Raw genomic sequence first — 18,980 nt, 5'->3', positions numbered from 1 at the left:
GTGCTCTTCCGATCTGCGCATTAGTTTTTCGGTGGGATGCTTACACGCAGGCGCTGACGCATCTGTAATAATTTAAGCGTCACTCCCCTTGCAGGAGTACCTCTGCTGATATGTAGCTTATACTCAACGGATTTAGTATGATTGACGAATTTACCTTATTTCAGCCTCTATTTTCAAGTCAGTCAGGATTTAGGAGATTATTTTTATTTATTCTCCCCATTTCCCCACTTCCCCACACCCTACACCCCACACCCCACACCCCACTTCCCACACCCCACTTCCCACTTCCCACTTGCGTCTTAGGTTAAACTTTAATTCCTAGTACCTGTGTATGGGTTCCCCGCGCTTGGGTGACACCGATGGTTCTTTCGGAAGCTTCAATCATCGGCCGACGCAAACTAACGACAATAAATTGCGCTTGTTGTGCTTGTTTTTGAATCATTTTGGCCAATTTCTCCACATTGGCCCCATCTAAAAACATATCCACTTCATCAAACGCATAAAAGGGAGAAGGACGATATCTTTGTAGGGAAAAAATAAAGCTTAAAGCGGTTAAAGATTTTTCACCTCCAGACATGGAACTTAATCGCTGTACGGGTTTTCCTTTGGGATGTGCCACCAGATTTAAGCCACCATTAAAGGGGTCATTTTCGTCTTCTAGTTGTAAGTAACCATCGCCATCGGACAGGGTGGCAAATATATTCTTAAAGTTTTCGTTAACGGCAGTAAATGCTTCCTGAAAAGCATTAAATCTGAGGGTGGTAAAGTTTTCTATCCGTAAAAGTAGTTCGGTTCTTTCTCCTTCTAGAGTTTGCAGTTTTTCTGATAGTTCATCTAATCTCTCTTTAGTTTTTTGGTATTCTTCTAAAGCTAACATATTCACAGGTTCTAAAGCTTCTAATTTCCGTTGTAACTGCCGAATATCGCTTTGAATTTTCTCGAAATCTCGATCGCTTTCAGGAATTTCGGGCAAGGGATTGGGTAAGTCGCTTTCTAGTTGACTAATTTCTGTCTGTAAAGTGGTTAGTAATGCTTGTCTTTCCTCTTGATTGTTGACTAACTTCTCCGATTGCCAGATAGCCTGTTGTTGCTGGTTTTGTTGTTGTCGCAAAACTGTCTCTAATTGGTCTCTTTTTTGCTTGGTTTCCCCTAGTTGTTGCGATAATTGCTGTAAAGCTTGATTGATTTCTAAAATATGGCGATCAAGTTTTTCTATCTCCAGATTACCGATATTTGTCTGATTAAATGCATCGGTAATTATCTTGTCAATCTCAATAATTCTATCCGCAGACTCTTGACTTTTTTCCTCTAGTCTGATTTGTTGATTATGTAAATCTTTTAACTGTTCGCGGACTGTAGCGAGGTGATTTTCTTGGGTTTGTAACTCTAATTCTTGACTGCGAATTATTCCCTGTACCTGTTGCCATTCGCTATGGGTATGATTGGCCTCTAAAGCAGTTAATTTCTCCTGTTCTTGCTGTAAAGATAACTCTAACTCAGGAATTTCTCTGGTTAATATTTCTAACCGTTGACGAGAAATAGTAATTTCCTCTTGCTGGCCCGATAATTGACGGGTTAAATCCTCTTTTTCTGTGGTTAAACGTTGTAAATCCTTGCTTAATTGTTGTAGAGATAATTGATTTTCCCGATGACTCTGACGGGTTTCGGTTAACTGTTGGGTTAACTGACTGATAAGATGATTAACTTGGGTAATTTTTTCTTCGTTGCGGGTAAGAATGCGATCGATTTCTGCTAATCTTTCCCGTAGAGATTCCGCTTCACTAGACTCCTTCGGAGAGATTTTACCAAAACGCAGCCCCGATCGCGTCGGTTGGCTGCCTCCGGTCATAGCGCCAGTCATCTCTAATAACTCGCCATCCAAAGTAACGATGCGATATTGATTGATATAATAACGGGCAGAATCTATATCCTCAAAAACCACGGTACTGCCAAAAATATAGTTAAAAACCTCCCGATACTGGGGTTGAAACTTAACTAAATTCACCGCTAAATCCAGATAACCCCGCGCGTGACGCAGAGAGGAAATATCCTGGGGACGGGGAGGACGAATTTTATTCAGGGGTAAAAAAGTGGCCCTACCGATGCGACGCTGTTTTAGCAAGGCAATTCCGGCAGCCGCAACGCTATCATCTTGGACGACTACATGACCTAAACGACCTCCGGCGGCGATTTCAAGAGCAATTTGATAACGTTCCTCTACTTCGCCTAATTGTGCCACTAATCCGCAGATTCCGGGCAAATCTGACTGTAATAATATTTGAGTAGCATAGGTTCCCTGGGCCTCCTGTTGCGCTTGCTTGGTCGCTTCCAGTTTATCTAATTCCCTCTGTTTGTCCCGTTGTTCCTTGAGCAGACGTTTTTGGGTGTCCTGACTGATGACGCGATTTTGTTCGGCAATGGTGAGTTTTTGGGCTAAATTTTGGATATCGGGATCCGATTGATTAATTTTTTGTAATATTTCTTGACTTTCTTCCGTTTTTGTGCTAATAACTTGCTCTAATTCTTGCAGACGTTGACCAGCTTCTACTATATTAGTTTGCAATCGATCGCATCTTTCGGTCAATTGGGCCCGTTGGCTACGGTAGGGGTTTAATTGTTCCTGAAGACGGGTAATATTGCGGGAAAGGTCACTTTGTTCTTTTACCCAAGCTTCTGACGCTTCTGCGAGACTACTTGCTTGCAGACGATGGTTTTCTAGGGTTTCCCTTGCGGTTTGGGTTGTCAGTAGGAGATTGGGTAAAATTTCAGTTTCTAAACGGCTTTTTTGGGCAGTAATCTGATTTAATTCGAGATTATAGCGATTAATTTCCTCTAAAAGTCTTGTTTTCTGTGCCTGAGATTCTTTTTCGAGGTTTTCTAACTCTTTTTGCCGTTGTTGCTGTTGTTGTCGTTTGGCCTGTTGACTCGCTAATCGGGAAGTTAGGGACAGGTGTTCATCTTCCCCAAAAGCTTTGACCTGTTGATTGAGTTTCTCTAATTCTTGACTATTTTGGGCGATTTGTTCGGATAAATTGGCGATAGTCTCAGTTAAAACCTGTTTTTCCTTTTCCCCAGCTTGAATTTGTTCTTTTACTTGCTGGCAGCGCTGCTGGAGATTTTGCCAATGGAGGACAATTTCCCATTGTTGCTTTTCTTGGACTTGGGCCTTGAGTTTTTGGTATTTTTCGGCTTTAATGCGATCGAGTGCTAATTTCTCCAGAGATTTTTGCAATTCTGTGGCAATAATTTGGCAGCGTTCTTCCCTTTCTTTAACCGAATCGATATTCTCCTTAGTTTTCTCAATTTTGCGGTCAAATTCAGCTACTCCTGCCAATTCGTCGATAATTTCCCGTCTTTCCTTAGCATTCATGCTGATAATTCGGGTTACGTCCCCCTGTAACACCACGTTGTACCCTTCGGGATAGATGCGTAAACGGTTTAATTGGTCGTGAAGTTCGCTAACCGTACAGGTTTCCCCATTGATATAGTAGGTAGAAGTATAGCTGCCACCCTTAGCCACTTTTAAGCGCCTAGAAACCGTCCAATCCCTATCGGTTGCGTCGGGAATATCGGCAACATCAAAAGTCACCGAAACACTCGCTTCGGTGCTATGACGTTGACTGTTATAGCTGTGATTGACTAAATCCGGTAATCTTTCGGCCCGCATTCCCTTGGAAGTAGCTAATCCCAAGCAAAATAGCAATGCGTCGAGGATATTCGACTTTCCCGAACCATTTGGACCGGAAACCACCGTAAACCCCGGTAAAAAGGGTATAGGAGTTGTTCCCCCGAAGGATTTGAAGTGTGAGAGTTCGACCTTTTTGATGTAAACCATGGCGATAAGCAAAAAGTAGGCAAGCTATCAGCTGTCAGCTTGAATCGATAAGGGATAACTTCGGTTTATCCTTGAAAATATCCTCAGACTTGACCGGAGATGACAACACCCTTATAGAAAAATATAGCTGATAGCCCCCTTAGATGGCTTGAATCCATTCTTTGACTTGGTACTCTGTCCAGATACCATTTTGCCAGTAGGGGTCCGCTTCGATTAATTCTCGCACTTCCGACTCGCTGGCTGCCTGATAAATTCCGAAAACTTGGCTTAAATCTGCCGTTGGTCCGATAGTAATGAGAATTCCCCGTTCTTTCTGTTGATTTAATCCCTCTAGATGCGCTTGACGATAGGGAGCGCGTTTTTCCAGCACGTTTTCACAATAACTACCCCAGATAACAAATTTCGGCATATTTGACCTGTACTCTCTTGATCTGTTGCTATTTTACGATCGAATCGTCAATCAGACTAAATCGATCTAGAAAAGTGTGGGGTAGTATAAAAATACTGTAAGATGCAGATAGTTGGGGTCGTGATGCACAAACTTATTCGGAGCTTTTACGCAGTTCTCAAATCAGGAAAAAGGCAGCATATAATTATTTTTTAAGATAAATACGAACTCCTTGAACTTCATCAACTAGCCGATAATTTTCCTTGATAAACCTAGCAATTTCAGGAAAAACTTCGTGTCCCTGAGTTTCTCTATCGGTAAAGAAAAACATTCTTGGAGCTACAGCATCAACAAATAACTTAGCATTAGAATTAATAAGATCGTCTGCGTATCTTTTCAGAAAATATTCTTGCAGTGAACCTGGTAGGATTTGCCAAAGGGAAAAACTATCTATTGTCGCTGTTACCAGTCCCGTGTCAACATATAACTCTGATGCCCATCCCCAGACAGCCATAGATTCACCAGGAGAAGCATACTTTAGAATAGTTTTAGCAATCGGACTAAGATAATTTTTAGCAAATACTCTGCGATTATCGAGGTAAACATTATCTGATGTTATCGTTGTGGCAAATTCTAAAAAACTACTAGCAACTGTAATAAAAATGACACCTGTTAAAAGAGAGAAATTTAAGTTTAAACGGGTTAATTTTGACACTTGTAAGACTTGTGCCAGTTCACCTATAAAAACGCCGATGAGAAATCCACTAGGTATGATTAGAAACAGTAAATAATGAGTAAACCCGTTTCCCGGTCTAATAATTGAATAACTCGACGCAACCAAAATAAATAAACTGTAATAGACAAAACAAAATGTCTTGGAATTCTCTTGATGTCGGCTTAAGGAAACACGCTTTAATATTAGAAATGGTACTCCTAATATCAAGACAATTGCTGTTAACAAAAATAATCTCTGTGTATCTGGTACTACCCTTAACATCCCAAGAAATATGTTAATTTTTCCGAAAAAGCTTAGTTGATTTACGTTTCCCATCAAACCATGGCTAGAATAAATTAATAAATTTTGTTGTATGTAAGATTTCCAGAAAGCATCATATATTGAGAAAATTGTTAGATATAGTATGACTATAGCCGAGAACAACATTCCCCCAAGAAAGAAAGCAGCAAAACTCCTGATAAATTGAACTCTTGCGCTGCTTTTTAGCCAGAGTATGTGCAAAAATATACAAGCAATTGAGAAAGCTATAGGAACTGACTGCATTTTGGCAAAGGGAGTAAGTCCCAGAATAAAACCCAAGGCAAATATCAGCCGATTAGGATTAGATGAATTACCAGCATAATATTTACAAACGATTAACAAAGCCACACTTAATATTGCAAGCGAAAAATGTTCACTTGTATAATGCACATAGTCAAAAAATGTCATTAAGGCGACAGTTGTAACAACAGGAACTATTGCTAGGCGAGAAAGGCTCTTATCGTAGAGAGTGGATAAAGCATAATAAAGACAAACAATAGCAGCAGTTATCATGATTAAGCCGATCACACGACTACTAGCATATTCAATTCTGAACCCGAAAAAAGCTGGTAGAGTCAGAGGATAGACATTGAGCGGTCCAGATGAACCTGTATCTACCGCACGCCAGAAAACTGGGTCTTTCAACAATTTTATCGCACCTGCGGTAAACTGCGCCTCATCGGGATTTAGCATTGGTGGCAAGAAACCTGGCCAGCGTGCCGCTAAAATAAAAGTCACTAAAGATATAATAAATATTAGATTTGACAATAAAAATTTCTGTATCTTACCCGTGGGAGTTCTCAGGAATATGAGAGGAGAAAAAGCGCAAAAAATAAAGATAATAAAAGTGACTATTACCGATATTCTGTAAATAATTGACAAAGATTGAACACTTGCCAAGTTACTAAGTAGCCACCACCGTAAATCAATTTGATTATTCACCATTTTTTCACTACTCTATTTTCTTACATAAATCCGAATGCCCTCAACTTCATCCACCATGCGATAGTTATTTTCAATCACAGTGGCGATTTCAGGATAGGCATCGTAACGATAAATCTTCTTCTCGCCAGCCATCGCATCGACAAAAACCTTTGATTTTGACTTTAATAGATCGTCGGCGAAGAGTTTTAGATAATAAGCCTCATCGGGATTATTATAAAGCGCCCGTTCCATCGCACTGCCCCTGACTCCCTGATACAGTCCAGTCTCGATATATAGATCATTCCTCTTGCCCCAGACCGCGATTGAATCAGTTGGTGAAGCGTATTGCAAGATTGTCCGCACGAGGGGAGTTTGATAATCCTGAAGATATTTTTGGCGTTGAGAGAGATAGGGGTGTTCGCTTTTGATCAAGTTATAGCTCTGTAGGAGGCTGGCCGCAATCATCAATAGCAATATCAAAAACTTTATCTGTTTATAAAAAGCATTATTCTCCGACAATTTAAAAATTTCTCCGATTACCACACCGATCAAAAAACCACAGGGGAAGACAAGAAAAAGAAGATAATGCGGGAAAGGGTTACCGGGGCGAACTACGACATAAAGAGAAACTACTACGATAAACAGGCTGTAGAAGAAGAAGATAAAAGTATTTGTAAAAAATAGCTTTCGCCGCACCATACTTTCCCTAAAAAACAAAATCGTTGCGGCGATGAGAAAAATCGAGGTAATTTGAAATAGTGAACTTGAGTTTAATCGTTTACTACTAGCCATTGATATAAATTGGCTGAACTTTTCCCCGAAGGTTAGGTTCGATAGATTGGCATAAAATAAAAAATTCTGGAGGATATAGCTTCTCCAGAAATCCCCAAACGTTGAAAAAAGAATCAAAAAAAAGAGATTGATAGCAGAAAACAACAATAAGCCCAATGCGAGGGTAGCTAAACTTTTGAGAAATTGTCGGAGACTTTCTTTTTTTGTCCAAAGTATGTGAGCGAAAATTAAAGTGATTGCCAGCGCGACGGGAAGACCCTGCATTTTTGCATAGGGCATCATTCCGATAACTGCACCAAAGATAAAAACCATGCGATCACTAAACTCGCGGGTGTAAACGTAGCAGGTCATCCAAAGAGCAGCACTTAAAATAGCGATCGGGAAATGTTCGCTGCTATAGTGAACGAAATTACTGTGGAGTGCCAAAGAGAAAAATAAAACAACTGGGATAGTCGCAATACGGGCGACTCGATTATCGTATAAATATTTAAGCGAGTAATAGAAAAAAATAACGGACAGAATCACTAAAAATAAGCCGATAACTCGAGCGCTGGCGTAATCGATGCGAATATTCAATAGTTTAGGAATAGTCAGGGGTATAATATTCAGCGGACCCGATGTACCAGTGTCAACTGATCGCCAGAAAGCGGGATCCTTAACCAGTTTCATCGCAGCGGCAATGAATTGATTTTCATCCGAATTAATAGAGGGAGCGAGTAAAACTGGCCAACGACCAGCGAGAATCGCTAACCCCGTCCACGCTAAAAAAACAGGTTCCGAGAAAACCCGCAAGATAAATCTACTAACCTTCGACTCGTTGAAGATTGTAGGAGAAAGCGCTAGAACGACAAATATGAATAATACAATAATCAGACTTATCCTATATAGATTAGGTAATCCAGAGAGGTTTTCTATTGCATTTAATAAAGATAAGCGTAAGTCAAAATTTTCCATGATCACTTGGGGCATTAGTTCGACAGTTATAGATTAGTAAAAGTTGATTCTTTCCCGTTCGACCACTAAAGGCCTTTTTAAAATTCTCATGTGCATTAAGCCAATGTATTCCCCAATAATACCGATAAAAAATAGTTGCACCGAAGCGATTAAAAATAGTCCGACCATGATTGGTACGGTTCCCAAAGGAAAATAATCCCAGAACAACAATTTGGCGATTAAATAACCTAACGCCACTAGCAAACTCAAGAGGGACAAAGCAAAGCCTAACATGGTGGCCAGTCTGAGGGGAACTTGGGAGTGACTGGTAATACCCAGCATCGCCTCGCTATAGTATCGATAGAAGTTGTAACTACTAATACCCCGTTTTCGCCGTTGTTGTTGATACTCAAAAGAGAAACTTTCAAAACCCAACTCTTCAATGAGTCCCCTAAAATAGGGATAGGGATCGTTAATCTCTCGTAGAACATTAATGACTTTCTGATCGTATAACCCGAAACCTGTAAAGTTTCTAGTAACTTTTATATCCGAAAGCTTATCCATTAAATAATAAAAAATTTGTCTGGCAAAATAGAAAAAAGCTCCTTCTTTCATAGGAGCTTTAACCGCTTTAACAACTTTATAGCCTTCCTCCCACTTCTTGACAAATTCTAGGATTAATTCGGGGGGATCTTGCAAATCTGCTACGATAGGAATAACCGCATCTCCGTAACACTGAAGAATACCATGGTAACTGGAACGAACGGGACCGAAATTTCTAGCATTGACGATGACCTTTACCCCAGGGTCTTTTTGAGCAATTTTTTTTAATTCATCTACAGTTTTATCTTGGGAAGCGTTATCGATAAAAAGATGTTCATACTCATAGTTAGGTAACTGATTAAAGACTTCTTTAACTCGCAAGTAAAGGTCTTCAATATTTCCTTCTTCATTATAACAAGGGGTCATAATCGTAATTTTTTTCATTGTGATCTTTCCCTAAAAACAAATAGTTTCATTAAAATAAAAGAGATGACAGCCATGGGAAGAACCAAGATAGCACCCGCGATTAACATTTTAGTTTTTTGCTCGATGCCAATATCAATAGCATCAACAATTCTCAGGGCCTCAACGTTCAAGAGAAAAGTCACCACATAAACTAAGACAAAACGAAAAATCAATTTGTTGTTTTTGCTACCAAAAACTAACTTTCCTGTGGTTTGAAAGTTAAATAAAACTCCCAGAATGGTAGCCAGCAAGACAGCATATTTATAATTTAGTCCTATCAGTATAAGACTACCATATAAAAAATAACCAAACAGGGTATTTATTGCACCAACCAGCAAAAAACGGGCAAATTTATGTTTTTTAATCAGGTTAACCAATTTAGCCTTTTTGAGAATATACATTACTTACAAGTGAACCATCCATCAATAAAATAATAAGATTCTGTCCGGTGAGGGAAGTATTTTCTAATCATTAATTCTCCACCGGTGGAATTAATAAATTGCTCAAGAGTTCTTCCCTATCTAAGAAAGGAGCCATATCCTCTAGGGGGGATGAAACCATTTTGCCATCAGGTAGTTGTCTTGAACTCAATTTAGGCTCAAATAACTGTTGGGTATCTAACATGATTTCACACACCACTGGACCGGGTTGCTCAAGTACCTCGATCAGTTGAGACTGAAAATCAGGAGAATTAATTCTTGTCGCAGGAATGCCATAAGCTTCAGCAACTTTAACAATATCAGGAAAGGACACGCCACTCTGAGAGCTTTCCCCAACTAGCTTGCCAAAAAAGTTAATCTGTGTTGCTCTAATCGATAGATAACCACCATTATTAAGAACAAAGATTTTGATAGGAAGTTGGTGGTGGACGACGGTTTGGAGTTCTTGGATATTCATCTGAAGACTACCATCTCCAGCAAAACAGATAACCCGTTTGCCTTGTTGAGCGATGGCTGCCCCCACGGCAGCCGGCAGATCGTACCCCATTGAGGCACTGCCAGAGTTAGAAAACAATTTTTGTCCTTTTTGGATAATTGCTGACTGAAAAGTAACAACACAGGCCATCCCATCACCACAGACAATCACATCATCCTTATCTAAACACTTAAATAAGGTATTCATCAAATGATAGGGATTAATGGCATTTTCTTGGGACTGATGTTTTTGGGGTAAAAAGATCGGATAACGTTGAACCCTTTCTTGGCACCAGGCCAACCAATCAGAATGACTTTCGGGGTCGAAATTATCTTCATCCAATTGGCGGTTTAATTCTTCCAGAAAAACTTTCACATCACAATGAATTGGGAGGTCAGGTTTAACTGTCGGTTTGTCTAATTCTGCTTGATCAGCATCCACTTGAATCTTAAAGGCACAGCGAGCAAAAGACTGCCAATTGTAACTGACTTGACGAATATTTAGACGGCTCCCAAGAATCAGTACAGTTTCTGCATTTTGAACGGTAAAATTGCCAGGGCGATCACCAATTGTACCAGGACGACCACAATACAAAGGATTATCAGAGGCGATTATATCATGAGTCCAAGCCGTAGTAACTGGGATTCCCAACCTTTGGATAACTTTCTCAAAAATTTCAACAGCACCGCCAATTCGCACACCGCTGCCTGCCATAATCACAGGTCTGGGAGAGTTTTTCAGCCGACTAATTACCTCACGGCATTGTTGTTGAATTAACGGTAAATCCCATAGTTCTCCATCCTCTGAGGGGTCGTAACCTTGTAATTGACTTTCATCAATTTTACTGGATTGTACGTCAATGGGAACATCAATCCAGCAAGGTCCCGGACGACCCGAAACAGCTAAATGTAGAGCTTTTTCTAAATGGAATCGAATCGATTGGGGATCATCAATCAGAACGGCATACTTCGTAATTCCTTTAACCATGCTAACAATATCCGCTTCCTGATCCCCCAGTTGTCTCAACTGAGGAAGGTTGTAGGTTGCTAGGCAGGTTTCTCGCTTCACCTGTCCCGATACTATCAGCATAGGAATAGAATCTGTCCAAGCTCCAAAAACTCCATTTAAGGCATTAATACCCCCTGGTCCAGTGGTGACATTAATACACCCGATCTTGCCAGTAACTCTAGCATAAGCTTCTGCCGCCATGGCACAGGCTTGTTCATGGTGACAACAAATATAACTCAAGCCTTGGCAGCGCCCGATGGCATCGTTGAGGTGCATGGCGCCGCCACCTGTCACTAAGAAAATATGATGAACGCCTTGATTGACAAGGGTTTGGGCGATATAATCGGCAACTCTAATCATTGTTTTGATGCCATAAATCCAGTTGATTATGATTATTATGACTCTATTGAGTCTATTTAGCAATTTTATAAATTATCCTTGACAAGGATAGTAATCTGGTGTATCCTGAGCAACAATCCCGTTTAAACTGCCCGACGAACAAACATCTAGAATCTTTATTACCCTGTTACACTGAGTAATTGGGCGAGACTAGCTTTATTTCCCTGATGTGGTAACTTATGTCTTCTTCTTTATTACTCGAATTAGAAAATTTACTCAAAAAACCAATTGCTTCTATAAAAGATTATGAAAGTTCTCTTTTCGAGCAATTGCTCGAAAAATCTCAAGGACAGATTGTGTTGTTTGGTGCTGGCAACTTAGGCAAAAAGTGTCTTGCTGGTTTGCGGAGTGTTGGCATAGAACCAGTGGCTTTTGCTGATAATAATGCGGCTATCTGGAATACAAAGATTGAAGGGGTTGAGGTTCTTTCCCCTGAAATTGCTGCTCAAAAATATGGTGATAATGCTCTGTTTATAGTGACAATTTGGAGTCCAGGGAGAAATCGCCGGTTTGTGTTACTCAGAGATCAGTTGCACCAACTTAACTGCTTAAATGTTACTTCTTTTATCACTCTTTTTTGGCAATATCCAGCTATTTTTCTGCCTTATTACTGCATAGATTTACCTCACAAGATTTATGAACAATTAGACGATGTAATAGCTGTTTTTAGTCTCTTAAGCGATGATTATTCTAAACAACAATATCTGAATCAGCTAAAGTGGAGAATCTGCCTCGATTTTGATCATTTATCATCATCCACAGAAATCCAATATTTACCGAAGCTCCTTTTGCCACTACTGAGCTATGAAGTTTTTATCGACTGCGGTGCTTTCGATGGTGATACGGTTAAAAATTTAATTGACACTCAGAAAGATTCCTTTGAGAAAATCATCTGCTTTGAACCCGATCCAAGCAATGTTGAGAATCTGAAAGATTATATCTCGAATTTGGATAATGTAATTCAAGAAAAAGTCGTAGTATATCAAAACGCTACAGGCAAAAAAAAGGAAAAAATTCGATTTTTAGCTACGGGTTCTGGTGCATCAGCAATTTCCTCGGAAGGCGAGCTAGAAGTAGATTCAATTCCCCTAGATGAAATTCTCGCTGATGAAGCACCAACATTTATCAAGATGGATATTGAAGGTGCAGAAATCGATACTATTCTGGGAGCAAGTAACATAATCGAGAAATATCATCCAATCTTAGCCCTTTCTGTTTACCATCAACAGGATCATCTCTGGCGAATCCCCTTATTGGTAAATAGTATTTGTAGTGATTACTCTTATTTTCTTGAGCCTCATGGTGAAGATGGTCTAGATTTAGTTCTTTATGCTATTCCTAATTCTCGCTTTACCAGCGAAGCCTAATTGCCGTTAATTTGAGGAGAAACTCAATTCAATGTCGTCTAACTCTGTAGAGATGCCTGATCCCGTTTCTGAAATGCTCATCCCCACCCTAAACTTGATGGGGTTTATGACTGCTTGGATAGATCCTTATACCGAGGCTTTTGTCAAGTTTGCTCCCTTGGCTCCCAAAGCTTGTCTTGATATCGGGGCAGCTTACGGGATCGCAAGTTTAGCGGCTTTAGCAACAGGCGCGGAAGTGATTGCCTGTGATCCAGATCGGCGGCATCTAGAAATTTGTCTTCAAAAAACACCTTCTCACCAAAAAAATCGTCTTAGATTGTTACAAGGCTCTTTACCCGATCAGATTAATCTGGAGGAGGAAAGTTTGGGAGCCATCCTTTGCTCAAGAGTCCTACACTTTTTAACCGGGACGGAAATTGAGCAATCAGTCCGTAATATGTCCCGTTGGCTTTGTTCTGGGGGTCGAGTTTATTTGATTGCCGATACTCCCTATAATAGATTTTTAAAATCATTTTTACCTATCTATGAAGAAAGAAAGCATCGGGGCGATTTTTGGCCGGGACAAATTGATAACTTCCCCCAATTTATGCCCACAGAACTGGCTCCCAATTTGCCTAACTTTTTTCATACTCTAGATCCAGATATATTAGCGCGTGTCTGTACCAAGATGGGTCTTATAGTTGAGAGAAAAGGGTTCATTTCCCGTATCGATTACTTACCTGATGCTCAAGATGATGGTCGGGAGGGAGTTGGGATTATTGCCTATAAACCTTAAAACTGATATGAAAATCCAAAACATATTCTTTGATCTAGATGGTACATTGATTAATTCGTCGAGGGGAATTAAATATTCTCTAACAAAAGCGTTGTCATCTGTAGTTCCAGACTTTGATCTAGATCAGATTTCTACAAGCTTAATTGGCCCCCCTGTGGCCGAAATGTTCAAACAGATGATCGGCAATGCTGATCTAGATTTGATTGATGATTTAACGCGGGAGTTTCGCAAAAGCTACGATAGTGAAGGTTGGGAAAAAACTGATATCTATGAAGGAGTTGTAGAAACTCTTTGCCAATTGTCCGACTTTAATATTACAATGTTTATTGTTACTAACAAGCCTAGCCACCCAACCTTTAAGATTTTAGATCATCTCCAGATGCTACATTTTTTTGCCGATGTTGTATCTCCAGATACGGGAACTCATCCCTATTCCTCCAAATCAGCAATTTGTCAACATATCTTGACAAAGTATCAAATCAATCAACAATCTGCTATCTTGGTGGGAGATTCTCGTGATGATGCTCAGGCGGCAAAATCTTGTGGACTTAGTTTCATTGCCGCTACCTATGGCTATGGAAAAGTACACGAATCTGAAACTTCCGAGCAGTTATGTAAAATTTATAGTTTTCCCGAATTGATAGGTCTAATCAAGCATTAGCTTTTCATGCAAGGGAATAATAGAGTCTAATTTTAAGGAGGATTATCCAATGTCTATTAACCGCGATATTTTTGACGAACTCTTTGTTTTAGAACTTGCTAATAATCATTGGGGTAGTTTAGAGAGAGGATTAAAAATCATCACTGACTTCTCTAGAATTGTCAGGTTTAATAATGTCAGAGCATCGATCAAGCTTCAATTCAGAGATGTGGACAATTTCATTCATCGAGATTTTCGGGACAGGACTGATATTCGCTATATCAAAAAAACTCTCGATACAAAAATGACAGAAGATGATTACGCAACTCTAGTGAAAGCAGTACGTCAAGGTGGATGTATTCCGATGGCGACTCCTTTTGATGAAAAGTCTGTTAATCTTTGTGTTGAACTGGGCATCCCCATCATTAAAATCGCTAGTTCAGATCTCAACGACTGGTTTTTAATTGAGAAAATCGCCGAAACTCGCAAACCGGTAATTGTGTCAACGGGAGGTTCTTCCCTCAAGGATATAGATGATTTAGTCATCTTCTTTGAAAATCGTAATGTTCCTTTGGCTATTAACCATTGTGTTTCTCTCTACCCCTCCGAAGATTCTGAGCTAGAGATGAATCAAATTGATTATTTAAAAAATCGCTACCCCAATCATGTCATTGGTTTTTCAACCCATGAATATACTGATTGGACATCCTCAATGCTGATAGCCTACGCTAAGGGGGCGAGAACTTTTGAAAGGCATATCGATATTGAGATGGATGGAGTCCCTGTCTCTCCTTATTGTTCCTTACCCGAACAGGTCGATATTTGGTTTAAAGCTTTTCAAAAAGCGAAGGAAATGTGTGGCGCACCGGGTACTCAAAAAAGAATGCCCCCTGAAAGAGAAATTAAGTATCTTGATGCGCTGGTTCGAGGGGTTTATGCTAAAAGAGATTTGCCAGAAGGTTACATTCTCAACCATGACCGCCTCAATGAAGATTTATATTTAGCGGTTCCCCTCCAGAAAGGACAGATTTCTTGCCGGGAGTTAATGTCAGGAGAAATATTAACTAGAGCTTGCAACAAGGATGAACCCATTATGATCGACTCCATTGATAGCCCTTATTCAACTAACGATAGTCTCAGAAAGATTATCTATCAACGGGGTCTTTAATTCTATATCTTTAGAAAGCTTAAGAGCGTGTTTTAGAAGTTTCCCAGAAGCCTTGCCCAGTAAAGTTTTTAGCTAAAATCGGCAAAATCGACGCAAGCCTTCTCAGTTAAACAGTATAGCGGACTTTTCTAACACGTTCTAGGCTAGGATGCGAAGCCGTTCAAATGATCAAATTTTAAGGAGAAATAGCAATGAAAAAGGTTTTAAAATCTTTACTACCAGCATCAATTGTAAGACTAGCCCTCCCGATGCTATTTAAACCAATAGCGAAACGGAATGGACTTAATATAGATGTGAGGGCTAATTGTATTGATATAACTAAAGGCATTAATACAATAAGAGTATCTCGTACTCATGCAGTCTATCTACAAGATATCATTAACTCATTTGATTATTATTTTTCGGCAGTAATTCCATTTCAACATTTGGGAAGGAATATCGTAGATTATTCGACACCAAGATATCACGATGTTGTTGGATTCAAGGCATTTCCAATTTTATTTCCATCCTTCCTTTAGTGAACCCTTGATTACTGCCACACAATATATGGACTTTGCCAGTCTTTCTGAAGGAATGACCGTATTGGATTTGGGTGCTTATTCCGGATTTACTTCTATCATATTTTCACAAGCCGTTGGGGAAACCGGTACCGTTGTAGCAGTTGATGCTGACATTCAAAATATTGATTGCATTAAACGCAATTTTTCAAATTACAAAAAATATTCGGACAATAAAATTTTCCTTCTTGAAGGGGCTGTCTGGGAAAATAATGATGGACTTGAATTCTCTTGTGAAGGCAATATGGGGTCAAGCGCAGCCAGTATTGTAGGAAATAATCGTGGATTGGTAAGTAAAGTGGCTTCATTCACCTTAAGCTCAATCGCTAATAAGTTTAAACTACAACGGGTTGATTTTATTAAATGCGATGTTGAAGGGGCTGAAAAAGTAATATTTACGGATCAAGAATTTTTTAAAAAGTTCTTGCCAAGAATAATTATTGAACCTCATATTATTGACGGATTAGAGACGACTAAGAAATGTATTTTTGATTTAGAAACTTATGGTTATAGCTGTAAAAAAATTATTCAGGAGGGTGTTTCTCTTCCCCTACTTGAATGTTTACCACCAAATCAATAACGATAATCTCAGAAAGATTATCTATCAACGGGGTATTTAATTTTGAGAAAAAGGTGAACTAATTGCTAAGTTCGCCTTTGCTCATCTCAATAAAATAACCTGGTTAGGCAGAGCCATTTTTTGGATAGCATTGTAAATAGCTTCTTGAGATAAAATTGAGGTTACAATAATCGGCTGTCTCATCTCTCTCAATTGAATTTGATGGGGTGATAGCACCGTAATCCCTGAAATAACACTACCTTGATTAATGGGATTTCCATCAACAAAAGCAACTATATTAGCTTTTGCCAGTGAAGTTTCGGCCAGTAGTTTCATGGCTAATTGTCCCGTTCCCCAAACAATAACATCGGCAGCATCCTCTAACACTGACTGTAATTTAATATCTATATCAGTCATTATTTTTTTTGAGCTTTCAATATAAAGCAGGATTCTTTGTTTGAGCATTTTATCCTGAGCAATTACCAATTCCGATGAATTAGACTCTTGCTTCTGCCAAAAGCTATAAATGGCTGGATAAGACATCCCCGGAGAGACATCAAAAACTTTTTCGCCGATTAACTTATTGGTCAATCCAAATTGAATTAATAAATTTGATAAATGGGGATGATAAAAATGATTAATATGTTCAGTATTAAAATCTTGAAAAGGGGCAAAAACATGATCAACATATCCCGAGGCATTGGGAACTTCTACATATAGATATCCCCCTACTTTTATTAATTGTTCTATTAATTTTACAGAAAATTTCAGATCCTGTATATGCTCTAACACATGAGAAAGAATGACAAGATCAAAATCTCCTAAATCTTGAGGAGGCGTAAAAATAGAACCAGCATAAGCTTCTATTCCGTAAAGCTGTTTTGTATTCTCAACACAAGCAGGAGATGGATCTAAACCACATAAATTGTTATACCCTAGTTTTTTAAGATAGCCTAATAAACCACCATTGGCACAGCCAATATCTAAAATGCGAACGCTCTTATCCGGTAAAAATTCAGCAATACATTCAGCCGTTTTTTGAAGTCGGGCGGCATCATAGGGAGACTCCCCTCCTCCCGTAGCGGTTTTTTTGTCCTCGTATTTGGATAATTTGGCGTAAAAAACATCATAATCTTTCTGACTTACTGTTGTATCAGCATAGACGAAACCACAGCGATCACAACATAGTATATCATATCCATTTGAGAGGGGATGACCTTCAGGTAAAACAAAATTTTGTGTGTGAAGAATCTCCCCATTTTCTTCTTGACAAATTGGACAATTCCGCAGTGATTTTTTCTGATTCATGGTGTAAATCCTAAAATTTCGATGAATTATAACTAGCCGTTCGGATAATTGATTCCCCTAGGGAAATCAAGGGTTTAAGTTGTAACTCAGAAAACGCTCGTTTTACTGAAGGAACGTAACGTTCAGCAGGTTTACCCGGGATAGGTTCTTTAGCTATAATTACCTCGACTTTTAATACAAATGTACTGGCAACAACTTTTGCTAATTCAGCGATAGTTAAATCCTCATCTGAACCGACATTGTAAGGGTAGCATGATTTTCCCTTAAACAAAATTGTCCACAGCCAAATCGCCAAATCCGCCGCGTAGAGGTAAGAACGATAAGGAGTACCATCCCCCTGGATGAGAATCGGACCCCCCGTCATACCATCTCGAATGAAATTACCAATAGCAAAATGGGTATCCAGGGGCAAATAGGGACCGACAAAGGCAAAGCAGCGAGCAATTTTCGTTTCTAAGCCCTGTTGTTTAGCATAAAGAGTACAGAGCATTTCTGCTGCCCGTTTTCCTTCTGCATAAGCATAACCCGGATTAGTTAAATCAGGAGAGCCTAAATAGTCTTCAGAAACATGGGTTATCTCAGGGGGTTGTTTGCCATAAACGGCACCGGAACTGGTTAATAAGAACTTTTTAGCCTGACAAAATTTAGCAAATTCTAAAGTATGCCTTGTTCCCTCAATAATCGTATCAAACATTAGCAAGGGATCTTCTTGATTGAGCTTGGCACTCGCTTCAGTGGCACCATGAATAATATAAGAAAACTCACCTTCAGGAAACTCAAATGACCTAACATCACCGCTATGGAATTGAATAGCGGGATGATTGGCTAAATGAGGAGCTTTTTGCCTGAAACTATCAGGATTTCTGGTTAAAACAACTGCTGATGCTTTTAAGTCTAGCTGATCATTGGCCCAAATAAAACTCTCTAAAAGCCAGCAGCCAAAAAAGCCTGTACCTCCGGTAATAAATATCCGTTGTCCCCGCAATTCCTCCCACAGGGTTTTAGTATGGGCAAGAATGTGATTTAAGTCATTTGTTAGGTTAGGTTGCATCTTCAGCCCCGAATCATTACCAAGATTCCTTCCATGATTTTATCAGCATTTGACAAGTCTCCTACAAGGTTTCTGGTTCAACGCCTAATTCTCTTAATTTTTCAGCTAATTTTTGCCGTAACATTCGCTCCTGTTCGAGTTGATATTCAGTTTGTGCGACTCGTTCACTCCCCCATAATAACAGATTGCCCGACAGCTCCCACCAGCGCAACCAATAGGCTGTTACTTCCGCTTTTTTTCCCTGCCAGACTCCCAACAATAAGTTAATCTCTGCTATCCAATAACGATTGTTTTCATCAGGTTTTTGTTGTTCATAT

General features: G+C 39.5%; 14 protein-coding genes and 1 pseudogene. 5 read left to right on the top strand and 10 right to left on the bottom strand.

Annotated features, from left to right (window positions below):
- Window positions 1-304: 304 nt before the first annotated feature.
- From smc to IM477_RS14595, 7 genes are all read right to left on the bottom strand, one after another.
- Entirely contained in the window at window positions 305-3,835 is a 3,531-nt protein-coding gene (gene smc / locus IM477_RS14625) for a chromosome segregation protein SMC (RefSeq protein ID WP_287732321.1), read from the bottom strand.
- 139 nt (window positions 3,836-3,974) lie between these two features.
- The gene (locus IM477_RS14620) at window positions 3,975-4,244 is read right to left on the bottom strand and encodes a YciI family protein (RefSeq protein WP_002762776.1); all 270 of its coding nucleotides are present in this window, start codon (window positions 4,242-4,244) and stop codon (window positions 3,975-3,977) included.
- Window positions 4,245-4,428: 184 nt separating this feature from the next.
- Complete coding sequence (locus IM477_RS14615; RefSeq protein ID WP_287732320.1) at window positions 4,429-5,997, bottom strand: hypothetical protein; 1,569 nt, start codon at window positions 5,995-5,997, stop codon at window positions 4,429-4,431.
- Window positions 5,998-6,216: 219 nt separating this feature from the next.
- Window positions 6,217-7,929, bottom strand: coding sequence for a glycosyltransferase family protein (locus IM477_RS14610; protein WP_287732319.1), 1,713 nt, complete (start codon window positions 7,927-7,929; stop codon window positions 6,217-6,219).
- Window positions 7,930-7,962: 33 nt separating this feature from the next.
- Window positions 7,963-8,895 carry a glycosyltransferase family 2 protein gene (locus tag IM477_RS14605; protein ID WP_287732318.1) on the bottom strand — a complete coding sequence of 311 codons (933 nt, stop codon included), beginning with the start codon at window positions 8,893-8,895 and terminating at the stop codon, window positions 7,963-7,965.
- Window positions 8,892-9,317, bottom strand: coding sequence for a GtrA family protein (locus IM477_RS14600; protein ID WP_287732317.1), 426 nt, complete (start codon window positions 9,315-9,317; stop codon window positions 8,892-8,894). The genes IM477_RS14605 and IM477_RS14600 overlap by 4 nt, the downstream gene beginning before the upstream one ends.
- A 70-nt stretch (window positions 9,318-9,387) precedes the next feature.
- Window positions 9,388-11,199, bottom strand: coding sequence for a thiamine pyrophosphate-binding protein (locus IM477_RS14595; protein WP_287665329.1), 1,812 nt, complete (start codon window positions 11,197-11,199; stop codon window positions 9,388-9,390).
- Between the two features lie 218 nt (window positions 11,200-11,417).
- Between IM477_RS14595 and IM477_RS14590 the strand changes: the two genes are divergently transcribed.
- The 5 genes from IM477_RS14590 (at window position 11,418) to IM477_RS14570 (ending at window position 16,325) form a co-directional block, all read left to right on the top strand.
- Window positions 11,418-12,605, top strand: a complete 1,188-nt coding sequence (locus tag IM477_RS14590; RefSeq protein WP_287732316.1) for an FkbM family methyltransferase — start codon at window positions 11,418-11,420, stop codon at window positions 12,603-12,605.
- A gap of 31 nt (window positions 12,606-12,636) precedes the next feature.
- Entirely contained in the window at window positions 12,637-13,380 is a 744-nt protein-coding gene (locus IM477_RS14585; protein ID WP_287732315.1) for a class I SAM-dependent methyltransferase, read from the top strand.
- Window positions 13,355-14,041 carry an HAD family hydrolase gene (locus IM477_RS14580; RefSeq protein WP_287732314.1) on the top strand — a complete coding sequence of 229 codons (687 nt, stop codon included), beginning with the start codon at window positions 13,355-13,357 and terminating at the stop codon, window positions 14,039-14,041. The genes IM477_RS14585 and IM477_RS14580 overlap by 26 nt, the downstream gene beginning before the upstream one ends.
- A gap of 49 nt (window positions 14,042-14,090) precedes the next feature.
- Complete coding sequence (locus tag IM477_RS14575; protein WP_185240370.1) at window positions 14,091-15,188, top strand: N-acetylneuraminate synthase family protein; 1,098 nt, start codon at window positions 14,091-14,093, stop codon at window positions 15,186-15,188.
- A gap of 525 nt (window positions 15,189-15,713) precedes the next feature.
- Window positions 15,714-16,325: an FkbM family methyltransferase gene (locus tag IM477_RS14570; protein ID WP_287732312.1), complete on the top strand. Its 612-nt coding sequence runs from the start codon at window positions 15,714-15,716 to the stop codon at window positions 16,323-16,325.
- Between the two features lie 81 nt (window positions 16,326-16,406).
- Here the strand turns inward: IM477_RS14570 and IM477_RS14565 are convergent, their stop codons facing one another.
- The 3 genes and pseudogenes from IM477_RS14565 to IM477_RS14555 form a co-directional block, all read right to left on the bottom strand.
- Window positions 16,407-17,612 carry a class I SAM-dependent methyltransferase gene (locus IM477_RS14565; RefSeq protein WP_287732311.1) on the bottom strand — a complete coding sequence of 402 codons (1,206 nt, stop codon included), beginning with the start codon at window positions 17,610-17,612 and terminating at the stop codon, window positions 16,407-16,409.
- A 10-nt stretch (window positions 17,613-17,622) separates the two neighbouring features.
- Entirely contained in the window at window positions 17,623-18,663 is a 1,041-nt protein-coding gene (locus IM477_RS14560) for an NAD-dependent epimerase/dehydratase family protein (RefSeq protein WP_287732309.1), read from the bottom strand.
- Between the two features lie 61 nt (window positions 18,664-18,724).
- Window positions 18,725-18,980: pseudogene (locus tag IM477_RS14555) on the bottom strand (hypothetical protein); the annotation flags it as partial.

This window comes from Microcystis sp. M090S1 (assembly GCF_020246295.1).
Lineage (GTDB): Bacteria > Cyanobacteriota > Cyanobacteriia > Cyanobacteriales > Microcystaceae > Microcystis > Microcystis aeruginosa.
Note: the sequence above shows the minus strand (reverse complement) of the source record. Positions and strands in the feature narration are given on the sequence as shown.